Origin of the sequence: Variovorax ginsengisoli (genome assembly GCF_030486595.1) — a bacterium.
Taxonomy (GTDB): Bacteria; Pseudomonadota; Gammaproteobacteria; order Burkholderiales; family Burkholderiaceae_C; genus Variovorax; species Variovorax ginsengisoli_B.
The window spans coordinates 212,978-224,971 of record NZ_JAUJZH010000002.1; the positions used below are offsets into that span (position 1 = coordinate 212,978).

At 68.4% G+C, this 11,994-nt stretch carries 13 protein-coding genes and 1 riboswitch; of the genes, 5 read left to right on the forward strand and 8 right to left on the reverse strand.

Annotation, left to right across the window (positions count from 1 at the left end):
• From QZH52_RS03520 to QZH52_RS03530, 3 genes are all read left to right on the forward strand, one after another.
• The gene (locus tag QZH52_RS03520; RefSeq protein ID WP_301803828.1) at positions 1-1,371 is read left to right on the forward strand and encodes a M20/M25/M40 family metallo-hydrolase; all 1,371 of its coding nucleotides are present in this window, start codon (positions 1-3) and stop codon (positions 1,369-1,371) included.
• A 35-nt stretch (positions 1,372-1,406) separates the two neighbouring features.
• On the forward strand, positions 1,407-1,901 hold the full coding sequence (locus tag QZH52_RS03525; protein WP_301803830.1) for a YidB family protein: 495 nt from the start codon (positions 1,407-1,409) through the stop codon (positions 1,899-1,901).
• A gap of 112 nt (positions 1,902-2,013) precedes the next feature.
• Positions 2,014-3,189: an MFS transporter gene (locus QZH52_RS03530; RefSeq protein ID WP_301803832.1), complete on the forward strand. Its 1,176-nt coding sequence runs from the start codon at positions 2,014-2,016 to the stop codon at positions 3,187-3,189.
• Here QZH52_RS03530 and QZH52_RS03535 read toward each other — a convergent pair.
• Both QZH52_RS03535 and QZH52_RS03540 read right to left on the reverse strand, forming a co-directional pair.
• Entirely contained in the window at positions 3,186-4,013 is an 828-nt protein-coding gene (locus QZH52_RS03535) for an alpha/beta hydrolase (RefSeq protein WP_301803835.1), read from the reverse strand. The two genes, QZH52_RS03530 and QZH52_RS03535, sit on opposite strands and share 4 nt — an antisense overlap.
• A complete protein-coding gene (locus QZH52_RS03540) occupies positions 4,010-5,503 on the reverse strand; it encodes a M20 family metallopeptidase (protein ID WP_301803837.1) in 1,494 nt (497 codons plus the stop codon). Before QZH52_RS03540 ends, QZH52_RS03535 begins: the two co-directional genes overlap by 4 nt.
• A 120-nt stretch (positions 5,504-5,623) precedes the next feature.
• Here QZH52_RS03540 and QZH52_RS03545 point away from each other — a divergent pair, with 120 nt between their 5' ends.
• Positions 5,624-6,454: a DUF72 domain-containing protein gene (locus tag QZH52_RS03545; RefSeq protein ID WP_301803840.1), complete on the forward strand. Its 831-nt coding sequence runs from the start codon at positions 5,624-5,626 to the stop codon at positions 6,452-6,454.
• A gap of 19 nt (positions 6,455-6,473) precedes the next feature.
• On the opposite strand, the gene QZH52_RS03550 is transcribed toward QZH52_RS03545, so the two are convergent.
• From QZH52_RS03550 to QZH52_RS03570, 5 genes are all read right to left on the reverse strand, one after another.
• Complete coding sequence (locus QZH52_RS03550; protein WP_286519643.1) at positions 6,474-7,013, reverse strand: bactofilin family protein; 540 nt, start codon at positions 7,011-7,013, stop codon at positions 6,474-6,476.
• 139 nt (positions 7,014-7,152) lie between these two features.
• The gene (locus QZH52_RS03555; protein ID WP_301803845.1) at positions 7,153-7,740 is read right to left on the reverse strand and encodes an IMPACT family protein; all 588 of its coding nucleotides are present in this window, start codon (positions 7,738-7,740) and stop codon (positions 7,153-7,155) included.
• Positions 7,741-7,752: 12 nt separating this feature from the next.
• Complete coding sequence (gene metW / locus QZH52_RS03560) at positions 7,753-8,337, reverse strand: methionine biosynthesis protein MetW (protein WP_286533241.1); 585 nt, start codon at positions 8,335-8,337, stop codon at positions 7,753-7,755.
• Positions 8,334-9,494 (reverse strand): homoserine O-succinyltransferase MetX, encoded by a 1,161-nt coding sequence (gene metX, locus QZH52_RS03565; protein ID WP_301804615.1) that lies wholly within the window; start codon positions 9,492-9,494, stop codon positions 8,334-8,336. The genes metW and metX overlap by 4 nt, the downstream gene beginning before the upstream one ends.
• Positions 9,495-9,612: 118 nt before the next feature.
• Entirely contained in the window at positions 9,613-10,179 is a 567-nt protein-coding gene (locus QZH52_RS03570; RefSeq protein ID WP_286533239.1) for a TMEM165/GDT1 family protein, read from the reverse strand.
• Between the two features lie 14 nt (positions 10,180-10,193).
• Positions 10,194-10,370: riboswitch (yybP-ykoY riboswitch) on the reverse strand.
• 245 nt (positions 10,371-10,615) lie between these two features.
• Here QZH52_RS03570 and rbp point away from each other — a divergent pair.
• The gene (gene rbp / locus QZH52_RS03575) at positions 10,616-11,137 is read left to right on the forward strand and encodes an RNA-binding regulator (protein WP_301803856.1); all 522 of its coding nucleotides are present in this window, start codon (positions 10,616-10,618) and stop codon (positions 11,135-11,137) included.
• Positions 11,138-11,206: 69 nt separating this feature from the next.
• On the opposite strand, the gene QZH52_RS03580 is transcribed toward rbp, so the two are convergent.
• A complete protein-coding gene (locus tag QZH52_RS03580; protein WP_301803859.1) occupies positions 11,207-11,992 on the reverse strand; it encodes an SDR family oxidoreductase in 786 nt (261 codons plus the stop codon).
• Between the last annotated feature and the right edge of the window lie 2 nt (positions 11,993-11,994).

Below are 11,994 nucleotides of genomic sequence, written 5' to 3' on the forward strand. Positions count from 1 at the left end.
ATGGCGCCGCGCTTTCCGGGGCCGAAGAAGCGGCCCGCCACCGCCATCATGGTCCTGGCCATTGCCACCCTGGCTTTCGGCGGCGCCCGGGCCCAGAACTCCGCGGTGGCGCCGACGCCGAGCTACGTGCGCCCGGTGGTCGACCAGGTCTATTCGCAGCTGCTCGCCGCGCCCACGGTGCGCAAGCTGCTCGATGCCGTGAAGGCCGACCACGAACGCTCGATCGAGGACCTGCGGATGCTCACCGAGATCGAGGCGCCGCCCTTCAAGGAACAGCGGCGCGCGGAGGCGTTCCTGGCCCGCATGAAGTCGCTGGGCCTCGCCGACGCGCGGATCGACGCCGAAGGCAACGTGATCGGTGTCCGCAAGGGCAGCGGCAACGGCCCGAGGCTGCTGGTCTCGGCCCATCTCGACACCGTCTTTCCGGCTGGCACCGATGTCCGCGTGAAAGAGCGCGACGGCCGGCTCCACGCCCCCGGCATCTCGGATGACACGCGCGCCCTGTCGGTGCTGCTGTCCTGGCTCAAGGTGCTCAATGACCAACAGGTGAGGACCGTGGGCGACCTGCTGTTCGTGGGCAATGTGGGCGAAGAGGAACTGGGCAACCTGCGCGGCATGAAGGCCATCTTTCGCGACCACCTCGACATCGACGGGATGGTCGGACTGGAGCCGGCGGCCGACGGCACGGTGCTGGTGCTCGGCACGGCGAGCCATCGCTACGAAGTGACTTTCAAGGGCCCCGGCGGCCACAGCTACGGCGCTTTCGGCCAGGTGCCGAGCGCGGTCCATGGCATGGGTCGCGCGATCGCCCGGATCGCCGACATCGAGACCCCGGCCTCGCCGCGGACCACCTTCACGGTCGGCACCGTCAGCGGCGGCACCTCGGTCAACACCATCGCGCCGGACGCGCGCATGACGGTCGACATCCGCTCCGACGAAATGGGTCCGCTGCTGGACACCGAGAAGAAGGTGCTGGCCGCAATCGACGAGGCGGTGGCGGCGGAGAACAAGCGCTGGAACGTGAGCACCCTGAGCGCGTCGACGAAGCTGATCGGCGACCGGCCCGGCGGACGCACGCCGGTCGATTCGGTGATCGTCGAGGCGGTCGTGCGCTCGAACGCCGCCTTCGGCCACCGCACCCTGCTGGTGGGCGCCAGCACCGACGCGAACGTGGCGATGTCGCTCGGCATCCCGGCGATCACGATCGGCACCGGCGGCAGGACAGGTGGCTTTCACGCGTTGTCCGAATGGATCGACGTGACAGACGCCTGGCAGGGCGCGCAGAATGCCCTGGTGACCGTGCTCGGGCTGGTCGGCGTGCAGGGCGTGAGCGAACCCCTGCTGGCCAGGCGCCCGCCGCGAGCCCGCTAGCCCTCGTTCCACCCTTCCACATTCAGGAGCCCATCATGGGATTGCTCGATTCGGTACTCGGTCAAGTGCTCGGCGGGGCGCAGCAGCAACCCCAAGGCGGCGGCGGCCTCGGTGGCCTCGGCGATCTCGGTGCGCTGCTCGGCGGCGCTGGTGGCTCGGCGGGCAACCTCGGTGGCCTGGCCGGCGCGCTCGGCGGCCTGCTCGCCAACAACGGCGAACTCGGCGGCCTCGGTGGGCTGGTCTCCAAGTTCGAACAGGCCGGCATGGGAGACGTCATAGGCTCCTGGGTCGGCAAGGGCGAGAACGCGCCGATCACGGGCGGCCAGCTGCAGGACGTGCTGGGGAGCGATGCGATCTCGGGCATCGCCCAGAAGCTCGGCATCAACAGCGCGACCTTGCTGCCCCTGCTGGCCACCCTGCTGCCGACGCTGATCGACCACCTCACACCCAAGGGCCAGGTGCCGGCCGAAGGGCTGGGCACGCATGACGACCTGCTGTCGTCGCTGAGCGGCCTGCTGCAGAAAAGCTAGCGAACTTTCCCCCTCGACTTCGAGATCGAACGGCGCCGCAAGGCGCCTTTCTTTTGGCGCGAGGCAGCGGTCGGCCGTGATAGAACGGGCATCCTCCTCCAGCCCCCGGCCCATGAACCGCAATCTCTGGCTGCTCGCCATCTGCCAAGGCCTGTTCCTCACGAACAACGTCACCTTCATCGCCATCAACGGACTGGTCGGGCTTTCGCTGGCGCCGCGCGGCTGGATGGCGACCTTGCCGGTGATGGGCTACGTGGTCGGCGGTGCGCTGGCCACCGGCCTGGTGGCACGCACCCAGAAGCGCTGGGGGCGCCGGCGCTCGTTCCAGATCGGGATCGCGGTGGCCTTCGGGTCGGCGCTGCTGTGCGCCCAGGCCGCGGTCTGGCAGAACTTCTGGCTGCTGTGCGCGGCCACCGTGGTCGCTGGCTACTACAACGCCAATGCCAGCCTCTACCGCTTCGCCGCGGCCGAACTCGCGCAGCCCGAATGGCGCGAGAAGGCGGTCTCGCTCGTGATGGCGGGCGGCCTGCTCGGCGCGGTGGCGGGTCCGAACCTCGCTGCCGTCACGCGCCACTGGTTCGCGGTGCCTTTCGCCGGCGCCTACCTGGCCCTGGCGGCGGTGGCGCTGCTGTCGCTGGCGCTGATGCAGTTCATCGAATTTCCGCCGCTGGCGGCCCGTTCCGCGGCGCAGGGCGGGCGTCCGCTGGCGGTGCTCGCGCGCCAGCCGGTGTTCATCGTGGCCGCCGTGGCGGGCGCGCTCGGCTTCGGCGTCATGAACCTGCTGATGGCCGCGACCCCGATCGCCATGCAGGTCTGCAGCCTGCCCTTCGAGGACGTCGCCCTGGTGCTCGAGTGGCACGTGATCGGCATGTTCGCGCCGGGCTTCTTCACCGGCCATCTGATTCGCAGGCTCGGCGTGCTGCCGGTCATGGGCGTGGGGCTGGCGCTCAACCTGGGCTGCATCGGGGTGGCGCTGTCGGGCGTGGACCTGCACCAGTTCGTGATCGCGCTGTTCATGCTCGGCGTCGGCTGGAACTTCCTTTTCACGGGCAGCACCACGCTCTCGCTCAGCGCCTACACCCCCGAGGAGCGGGACCGCGCGCAGGGTGCGCTCAACTTCTGCATCTTCGCGACACTGGCGCTGAGTTCGTTCGCGTCGGGCGTGCTGGTCACGACGCAAGGCTGGCGGCTGCTCAACCTCGGATCGCTGGTCCCGGTGGTGCTGACCGGCGCCGCGCTGCTGTGGCTGGCGCGACACCGCCGCAGTGCCGCGGCCTCGGTGGCCTAGCCATTCGGGAATCGGGCATCGAGCCAGGCCCGCAGGGCATCGAACACCGGCTCGGCATCGCGCTCGTTGAAGATCTCGTGGTAGAGCGCCGGAAAGCAGAGGCTGCTGACGACCGCCTGCGGCGCCGCATCGGCAAAGGCCCGGCTGCCGGCCGGGTTCACGAGCCGATCGTCGCCGGCGTATAGCAGCAAGGTGGGCACCCGCCAGGCCGGCGCCGCCGCCTGCACCGCGGCACCCTCGTCGGCCAGGAAGCGTGCCAGTCGGGCACCGATCCGGTCGTGGCACAGCGGATCGGCCCGGTAGGCGTCGACCACCGCGGGCGCGTGCGAGAGGGCGTCGAGCGCGAGCCCGTTGCCTACGCGCAGGCCGGGCGCCAGGCGCGACAGGGTGGCGACCAGCAGCTTCTGGAAGGCGCTGAGTCCGGCGTCGAGCGCCGGCGAGGACAGCACCAGCGCGTCGACTTTTCGCAGTCCGCGCGCCACGGCACTGGCCGCCACCAGGCCGCCCAGGCTGTGGCCGAGCAGCACCAGCGGCAGCGTGGGGAAGGCGTTTCGGGTGTCGTCGATCACCAGCGCCAGGTCGTCGACCAGCCGGGTCGGGGACGGAAGGCCGCCGCGTGCGCCGCTCGATGCGCCATGCCCGTGGTGGTCCGCGGCGCGCGCCGCGAAGCCCCAGGCGTTGAGCCGCGCGGCGAGCGGGCCGTAGCGGCCCGCATGCTCGCCCAGTCCGTGCACCAGCACGACCACGGCCCGAGCGGCGCCGGCCGCGACCGGCCAGTCGCGCAGCGCGAGTGTCTCGCCGTCGGGTGTGCGCAGGGTCGTCAAGCGGCGGCGCTGCGGGCGGCCGGCAGCGCGGCGATCACCTCGGCCACCGCAGCCGTCAGCTTCTTCGCATAGGGCACGTGCAGGAATTCGTTGGGGCCGTGGGCGTTGCTCTTCGGGCCCAGCACGCCGCAGACCATCATCTGGGCCTTCGGGAAGCCGCGGCTCAGCATGTTCATGAGCGGGATCGTGCCGCCCTGTCCGATGTAGCCGCAGTCGGCGCCGAAATGGGCTTGCGAAGCGGTATTCAGGGCGCGCTCGAACCAGGATTCGGTTTCGGGCGCGTTCCAGCCGGTGGCGCCGCCGCCGCTGTCGAAGGTCACCTTGGCCTGGTAGGGCGCGTTGTCCTCGAGCAGCTGCTTGAGCTGCTGCACCGCCTGGTCGGCATCGACCAGCGGCGGCAGGCGCAGCGAGAGCTTGAAGGCGGTGTAGGGACGCAGCACGTTGCCGGCGTCCTTGAGGGCCGGGAAGCCTTCCGCGCCGGTGACCGACAAGGTCGGCTTCCAGGTCCGGTTGATCAGGGCTTCCACCGGGTCGGTGGTGGTCGGCAGGGCGAAGGTGGTCGAGCCGCCGCAGTCGTAGTGCGCCCACGGAAAGCGCTTGTAGACCTCCTCGCCGAGAATCGCGGCCGTGGCACGCGCCTGCGCCAGGCGTCCGGCCGGCACTTCGCAATGGAAGCTTTCGGGCAGCAGCCGTCCGGTCTTGCTGTCCTCGAGGCGGTCGAGCACCTGCCGCATGATGCGAAAGCTCGACGGCACCAGGCCCGAGGCGTCGCCCGAATGGATGCCTTCGGTCAGGATCTCGACCTTCAGCGTGCCGCTCGCCATGCCGCGCAGCGACGTCGTGAGCCACAGCTGGTCGTAGTTGCCGGCGCCCGAATCGAGACAGATGACGAGCGACACCTCGCCCAGGCGCGGGCGCAGCGCATCGACATACGGCAGCAGGTCGTAGGAGCCCGATTCCTCGCAGGTCTCGATCAGGCCGACGATGCGCGGATGGGCCACCCCCTGGGCCTTCAGCGCCTGCAGCGCCGCCACGCTGGCATACACCGCGTAGCCGTCGTCGGCGCCGCCGCGCCCGTAGAGCAGGCCGTTCTCGTACTTGGGCGTCCACGGGCCCAGGTCGTTGCGCCAGCCGGTGAACTCGGGCTGCTTGTCGAGGTGGCCGTACATCAGCACGGTCTCCTTCATGTCGGTGCCGCTGGCGGGCACTTCGAAGAACAGCACCGGCGTGCGGCCTTCGAGGCGAACGATCTCGAGCTTCAGGCCCTCGACCTTCTGGGCTTCGACCCAGGCGGCGGCGTTGCGCAGCACGGTTTCGAGGTAGCCGTTGCGCGACCAGTCCTTGTCGAAGCCCGGCGACTTGGCGGGGATGGCGATGTAGTCGGTGAGCTGCTTGACGATGTCGCGGTCCCATTGGGACGAGACGTCGGCCAGTGCGCGGCCGGCATCGAGCAGTCCGGCCGGCATTTCACGGTGAAGGGGGGCGTTCATGGAATTCTCCGCGGGGTCGGGAGAACGATGTTAGTGCGTCTTGCGACCTTCTGCCCGGATGGCACCGCCGCGCCGGATGCGATAAAAATGCGGGCTTCGCCACAGCGACCAAGGCCAGCCATGAGCGCGCGCACCGACAAGGACTCCCGAACGACCCCACAGCGCATCCGGGTCGGCATCGGCGGCTGGACCTACGAGCCCTGGCGCGACAACTTCTACCCGGCCAAGCTGCCTCACGCCCAGGAGCTGGCCTACGCCAGCCGGCAGCTCACGGCGATCGAGGTCAACGGCACCTACTACAGCACCATGAAGCCGGCCAGCTTCAAGAAGTGGCACGACGAGACGCCCGAGGGCTTCGTGTTCTCGCTGAAGGCCTCGCGCTTCGCGACCAACCGGAAGTTGCTCGCGACCGCCGGCGATTCGATTGCGCGCTTCATCGACAGCGGGATCGAGGAGCTCGGCGACAAGCTCGGGCCGATCGTGTGGCAGTTCATGCCGACCAAGGCCTTCGACGCGGAGGACTTCGCGGGCTTCCTGGCGCTGCTGCCGGAAAAGGCCGGCAGCCGTGCGCTGCGCCACGTGATGGACGTCCGGCACGAGAGCTTCAAGGCGCCCGAGTACCTCGCGCTCGCGCGCAAGCACAAGGCGGCGACCGTGTTCACCGATTCGGACAAGTTTCCGTCCTTCGCCGACCTGACGGGCGACTTCGTCTATGCGCGGCTCATGAACAGCGATGCGGCCCAGAAGACCGGCTACGCACCGAAGGCGCTCGATGCCTGGGCCGAGCATGCGCGCACCTGGGCCGCAGGCAAGGCACCGGCGGCGCTGCCGCATGTCGAGGACAGCGCGCCCAAGGCCGGCAAGGCACGCGATGTCTTCGTCTTCTTCATCAACGGCGCAAAAGAAAAGGCACCCGCGGCTGCGAGTGCCTTGATCGAAAGGCTGGGCTGACGCCCAGCCGGCCCGGTGATCAGGCCGCGGCTTGCAGGGCTGCGGCGGGCTTCGATGCGCCGGCCGACGGTGCCGAGGTGCCGAAGCTGATCTCGCCCGACAGCTGGCCGCCTTCTTCGACGACGATCTTGCCGTAGCGGATCTTGCCGGTGACCTTGCCGGTCGAGTGGATCACGAGCTTTTCGCGCACCGTCAGGTTGCCGTCGAACAGGCCGCGAATCTCGGCGATGTCGATCTCGGCCGAGCCCTTGAAGGCGCCTTGTTCGGCGATCTGCATGACGCGCGAATCCATGGTCGCTTCGACCAGGCCTTCGACCACCAGCGTGTCGCAATCGGTGATCTCGACGCCCTTGAGCTTGATGTTGGGGCCGACGGTGAGCTTGCTGCCGCCTTCCTTGGCCACGCTGGCGGCGGCGTTGGCGGCCTGGGTCGTGAGCGTCGACGGATTGACGGGCGTGCCCGAGAGATTGGTGCTCGAACCCATCAGCGGCGCGGGACGGGAGGTAAGACTTTCGGCTTCGCGATCGCGTTTACCGAAGAAGGGGGACTGTGTGGCCAATGGGTAGCTCCTCAAAACGTCTATCGTAAGAACGACATTTCGCCTCACCGTACTTCATTGCGCAAGAGGCGTAACTGAATAAATCGTCCTCGGCGGAGAATCGCGAACTTTTGCCTACTGTTTGCGGTATCTCGACCCCTCAAGGCTGCAGCCAGGCGGTGCGTCCCTGCGTGGCATCGTCGAGCCGGGAGATGAGAGCCCCGGCGTTCGGCTCGGGCAGGCTGAAGTCGAAGTGCACGAGGCCTTCGTGGCGCACCTGGTTCAAGGTCGCGTCGGCGGCCGCGAGTTCGCGCCGCAGCAGGCCTTCGAATGCATAGGGCACCGCGCAGTGCAGCGTGCGCTGGCGCACCTGCGGCAGCAGCGGTGCGTCGATCAGCGTCTGCGCGATGCTGTCGGTGTAGGCCCGCACGAGTCCGCCGGCACCGAGCTTGACGCCACCGAAGTAGCGCACCACCGTCGCCAGCACGCCGTCGAGATCGTGGTGCCTAAGCACTTCGAGCATCGGCCGTCCGGCGGTGCCGCCGGGCTCGCCGTCGTCGTTGGCCGCGGACTGCCCGCCCGCCATCAAGGCCCAGCACACATGCGCCGCCGCCGGATGCGCGACGCGCAGCGCCTGGACCACCGCCTGCGCCCCGGCCCGGTCGGCCAGCGGTTGGACGCAGCCGATGAAGCGGCTCTTCTTGACGATCAGCTCGCTATGGCGCGCGGCGGCGAGAGTGAACGGCATGGCCCCGTCCGTCTATTCCCGCTCGAACTTGAAGACCGCGGTGCTGGCGCGCGCATTGGGCAGCCAGCGCACCTCGCGGTCTTCCTGCAGGCCGAAGGCATCGAGCACGCGCAGCCGGTTCTTGCGCGCCAGCACCTCGAAGTCCTTGAAGGTGCCGACCCGGATGTTGGGCGTGTCGTACCACTGGTAGGGCAGCCGGCGCGTCACCGGCATGCGGCCGCGCGCAATGCTGATGCGGTTCGGCCAGTGGGCGAAATTGGGGAAGGCGACGATGCCGATGCGGCCCACGCGCGCGGTCTCGCGCAGCATCACCTCGGCATTGCGCAGGTGCTGCAGGGTGTCGATCTGCAGCACGACGTCGAAAGAGGCGTCGTCGAACATCGCGAGGCCCTCGTCGAGGTTGAGCTGGATCACGTCGACGCCGCGGCGCACGCATTGCAGCACGTTGCCGTCGGCGATCTCTACGCCGTAGCCGGTGCAGCCGCGCTCGCGCTGCAACAGGTCGAGCAGCGCGCCGTCGCCGCAGCCGAGGTCGAGCACGCGTGCGCCTTCGGGAACCAGGCGGGCGATCAGGTTCTGGGTCGGGCTGTCGCTCACTGGGCAGCTCCTTCGAAAGTGGCGGCGATGCGCTCGAAGTAGGAGCGCACCACGCTCATGTAGCGCGCGTCGTCGAGCAGGAAGGCGTCGTGACCGTGCGGCGCATCGATCTCGGCGTAGCTCACGTTGCGGCGGTTGTCGAGCAGTGCCTTCACGATCTCGCGGCTGCGCGCCGGCGAGAAGCGCCAGTCGGTGCTGAAGCTCACCAGGAGGAACTTGGCGCTGGCCTGCGCCAGTGCGGCGCGCAGGTCGCCGCCGAAGTCGCGCGCCGGGTCGAAGTAGTCGAGCGCACGCGTGATCAGCAGGTAGGTGTTGGCGTCGAAATACTCGCTGAACTTGTCGCCGTTGTAGCGCAGGTAGCTCTCGATCTGGAACTCGACCTCCTGGGTCGAATAGAGGAACTCGGTGTTGGCGGCGCTGCCTTCGACCGCACTGCGCAGGGCGCGGCCGAACTTCTCGTTCATGACGTCGTCGCTCTGGTAGGTGATGTGGCCGATCATGCGGGCGATGCGCAGGCCGCGCCGCGGGATCACGCCCTGCTCGTAGAAGTGTCCGCCGTTGAAGTCGGGGTCGGTGACGATTGCGCGGCGCGCCACTTCATTGAAGGCGATGTTCTGTGCCGTGAGGCTCGGCGCGCTCGCGACCACCACCGCGTGCTGCACGCGGTGCGGGTACTGCAGCGTCCACGACAACGCCTGCATGCCGCCCAGGCTGCCGCCCATCACGGCCGCCAGGCGTTCGATGCCGAGCGCGTCGAGCAGCGCGGCCTGCGCCGCGACCCAGTCCTCGACCGTGACCACCGGGAAGTCGGCGCCGTAGGCGCGGCCGGTGGCGGGGTTGTCGTGCATCGGCCCGGTGGAGCCGAAGCAGGAGCCCAGGTTGTTGATGCCGATGACGAAGAAGCGGTCGGTGTCGACCGGCTTGCCAGGACCGATCATGTTGTCCCACCAGCCTTCGGATTTCGGCTGGTCGGCATAGACGCCGGCGACGTGGTGGGACGCATTGAGCGCGTGGCACACGAGCACCGCGTTGCTGCGGTCGGCGTTGAGCCGGCCGTAGGTTTCGTAGGCCAGCGTGTAGTGGCTGATCGATGCGCCGCTGCGAAGTGCCAGCGGGCCCTCGAACTGCATCGATTGCGGAGTGACGACGAAGGACATGAATGAAAAAGACCCGGCCTCGCCAAAAACGAGCCGGGTCCCGGCGTCCGTCTTTAGCTGCATTTGTAGAGCGCCCGCAAGCTGGAGCAAATCGGCGCGTGGAAGAAGTATATGCCGCTCAACCCCAGCCGATCAACGCGACCACGCCGAGCACCAGGAAGATCGCGGCCGAGATGCCGTGCACGAGTTTGATCGGCACCCGCTTCACGATCCGGTCTCCGAGCCAGACCACCGGCGCGTTGGCCAGCATCATGCCGAGCGTGGTGCCCATCACGACCCAGACGTAGGCGTCCACGTAGCGCGCCGCGAGCATCACGGTGGCGATCTGGGTCTTGTCGCCCATCTCGGCCAGGAAGAAGGCGAGCACCGTGGTGCCGAAGACGCCGAACTTCGAGGACTTGGGCACGTCGCCGTCGTCGATCTTGTCGGGAATCAGCATCCACAGCGCCATCGCGATGAAGGACCCGCCCAGGATCCATCGGAGCAGGTCGGCCCCGAGGAAGTGAGTGACCCAGTTGCCGACCGCGCCGGCGAGCGCGTGGTTCAGGACGGTGGCGGCGAAGATGCCCGCCACGATCGGCCAGGGCTTGCGGAACCGGGCCGCGAGGATCAAGGCGAGGAGCTGGGTCTTGTCGCCCATCTCGGCGAGCGCAACCACGCCGGTGGCGACGAAAAATGCTTCCATGAAAAAAGGGACTCCTACGGCCGAAGGACGCAATTGACCGCGCAACACCTTCGGCCGAATCCCGAAGTTGCGCGGTCAAAGGTCTCGCCAGGCTGGCTGCTGCTTGCGCCATGTGCTGCCGGAGGCAGTACAAGTCTGTTGACGCAAACCCTTCTCACGATGGAAGGCGGCTACTCCCCAATGACCCGTCGATTGTAGCGTGTCCGGCAGCAACGATGTATGCGAGTACTGACTTCAAAAATATTCGCCGGGCGCCGGGGTGCGTGCAAATTCCTACTTGCATTTGTCGCATTTCACCCATAATGCACGAGCCTTCCTTCAAAATTCGAGGGCGAATCGGTGATCGGTCAGTTTCGCGCAACTCGGCGGATGTTCCGCCGGATTGCTGCTCTCGGGACTCCATCGCTTTTCTTGATGTGTTTATAGGAGTCCCTTGATGGGCAACAAACTGTACGTCGGTAACCTGCCTTACTCGGTGCGCGACGGTGATCTCGAGCAGGCCTTCGGCCAATTCGGCGCGGTGACGAGCGCCAAGGTCATGATGGAACGCGACACCGGTCGCTCCAAGGGTTTCGGCTTTGTCGAGATGGGCAGTGATGCAGAAGCACAAGCAGCCATCAACGGCATGAACGGCCAGCCGCTCGGCGGGCGCAGCGTGGTCGTCAACGAAGCGCGTCCGATGGAAGCCCGTCCGCCGCGCAGCGGTGGCGGCGGCTACGGCGGCGGTGGTGGCTATGGCGGTGGTGGCGGCGGCGGCGGCTACGGTGGTGGTGGCGGCGGTTATGGCGGCGGCGGCGGTGGTCGCAGCGGCGGTGGCGGCGGCTATGGCGGCGGTGGCCGCAGCGGTGGCGGCGGCGGTGACGGCGGCTTCCGCAGCCCGTACGGCGCTGGCCCGCGTGGCGGCGGCGGTGGTCGCGGCGGCTATGGCGGCGGCAACGGTGGCAACAGCGGCTACTGATCGCGCCCCCAACGCGAACCCCCATCAAGAAGGCTCCTGCGGGAGCCTTTTTTCATGGCCGCGCGAGGCTCACTCGCCCTGGCGGCGCTTGCGGCCGCGGCCCTTGAAGAGCCGGTCGAACAGCGGATTCGGCAGCAGCCGCATCAGCTTGGCGACCACCCCCATCTGCCATGGGATCACGCGGTAGCTGGTGCCGGCCTGAATGGTGTCGAAGGCGCGGTCGGCGAACTCGGCCGGCTGCAGCAGGAACGGCATGGCATAGCGGTTGCCCTGTGTCAGCGGCGTGTCGACATAACCGGGGCAGAGGGTGACGACCTTGACCCCGCTGGCGTTCATTTCGCCGCGCAGGCTTTCGCAGTAGGCCACCACCCCGGCCTTGCTCGCGCAGTAGGCGCCGTGGCCCGGCAGGCCGCGAATCGCGGCGACGCTGCCTATGCCGACCAGGCGGCCGCTGCCGCGCGCCGCCATGGCGGCCACGAAAGGATGGAAGGTCGCCGCCAGGCCGAGGTTGTTGATGGCGAAGGTGCGGGCCATCACATCGAGGTCGCCGCGGACGGCGGTGTCCATGCCGATGCTGACGCCGGCGTTGGCGATCACCACGTCCGGCAGGCCTTGCTGCGCGATGCAGGCGGCGCCGGCCGAGACGATGGCGTCGAACTCGGCGACGTCGGCACCGTAGACCCGCCAGCGGCGGGGGTCCAGCTGGCGAGCCGCCGCCCAGGCCTCGATCTCGGCCGTTCGCCTGGCCACGAGCGCAAGGTCGTGGCCGGCGTCGTAGAAGCGCATGGCCAGCGCCTGCCCGATCCCGCTCGAGGCGCCGGTGACGAACAGCAGGGGGTTCTGGGTAGTGGCCATGG